The organism is Melghirimyces profundicolus (assembly GCF_003054245.1).
Taxonomy (GTDB): domain Bacteria; phylum Bacillota; class Bacilli; order Thermoactinomycetales; family DSM-45169; genus Melghirimyces; species Melghirimyces profundicolus.
This window is the reverse complement of record NZ_QBKR01000055.1, coordinates 1-1,605: the sequence shown is the minus strand read 5'-3', so window position 1 is coordinate 1,605 and position 1,605 is coordinate 1. Positions and strand designations below refer to the sequence as shown.

Genomic DNA, 1,605 nt, shown 5'->3' with positions numbered 1-1,605 from the left:
CCCGTATGAATGGTTCGTTCATTTGTATCCAAAGATACTCCGTAGAAAGGAGGTGATCCATCCCCACCTTCCGGTAGGGATACCTTGTTACGACTTCACCCCAATCATCTGCCCCACCTTCGGCGGCTGGGTCCCAAAGGGTTCCCTCACCGACTTCGGGTGTTGCAGACTCTCGTGGTGTGACGGGCGGTGTGTACAAGGCCCGGGAACGTATTCACCGCGGCATGCTGATCCGCGATTACTAGCGATTCCAGCTTCACGCAGGCGAGTTGCAGCCTGCGATCCGAACTGAGACCGGTTTTTTGGGATTGGCTCCCCCTCGCGGGTTCGCTGCCCGTTGTACCGGCCATTGTAGCACGTGTGTAGCCCAGGACATAAGGGGCATGATGATTTGACGTCATCCCCACCTTCCTCCGGCTTTCACCGGCTGTCTCGCCAGAGTGCCCACCCGAAGTGCTGGCAACTGACGATAGGGGTTGCGCTCGTTGCGGGACTGAACCCAACATCTCACGACACGAGCTGACGACAACCATGCACCACCTGTCACCGCTGCCCCGAAGGGAAGGCGTATCTCTACGCCGGTCAGCGGGATGTCAAGCCCTGGTAAGGTTCTTCGCGTTGCTTCGAATTAAACCACATGCTCCACCGCTTGTGCGGGCCCCCGTCAATTCCTTTGAGTTTCAGCCTTGCGGCCGTACTCCCCAGGCGGAGTGCTTATTGGGTTACCTTCGGCACAGAGGGCGTGATACCCCCAACACCTAGCACTCATCGTTTACGGCGTGGACTACCAGGGTATCTAATCCTGTTCGCTCCCCACGCTTTCGCGCCTCAGCGTCAGTCACAGGCCAGAGAGCCGCCTTCGCCACTGGTGTTCCTCCCGATCTCTACGCATTCCACCGCTACACCGGGAATTCCGCTCTCCTCTCCTGCACTCAAGCCTGCCAGTTTCGAATGCACCCCCACGGTTGAGCCGTGGTCTTTCACACCCGACTTAACAGGCCGCCTGCGCGCGCTTTACGCCCAATAATTCCGGACAACGCTTGCCCCCTACGTATTACCGCGGCTGCTGGCACGTAGTTAGCCGGGGCTTTCTTCTGCGGTACCGTCACCCGGCCGGATTCTTCACCCGGCCGTCGTTCTTCCCGCAGAACAGAGCTTTACAACCCGAAGGCCGTCCTCACTCACGCGGCGTTGCTCCGTCAGGCTTTCGCCCATTGCGGAAAATTCCCTACTGCTGCCTCCCGCAGGAGTCTGGGCCGTGTCTCAGTCCCAGTGTGGCCGGTCACCCTCTCAGGTCGGCTACGCATCGTCGCCTTGGTGAGCCGTTACCTCACCAACAAGCTAATGCGCCGCGGGCCCATCCGCAAGTGACAGCCAAAAGGCCGCCTTTCCACACCCCCTCATGCAAGGGAATGTCCTATCCGGTATTAGCCCCGGTTTCCCGGAGTTATCCCGGTCTTGCGGGCAGGTTGCCCACGTGTTACTCACCCGTCCGCCGCTGATTCCACCAACGTCACCCCGAAGGGATCCGTCGGCTTCCTCCGCTCGACTTGCATGTATTAGGCACGCCGCCAGCGTTCGTCCTGAGCCAGGATCAAACTCTCC

Annotated in this window: 1 rRNA gene; it reads right to left on the bottom strand. The window is 59.8% G+C overall.

The features are described from left to right. Positions 1-45 precede the first annotated feature (45 nt). A 16S ribosomal RNA gene (locus C8P63_RS18525) occupies positions 46-1,605 on the bottom strand.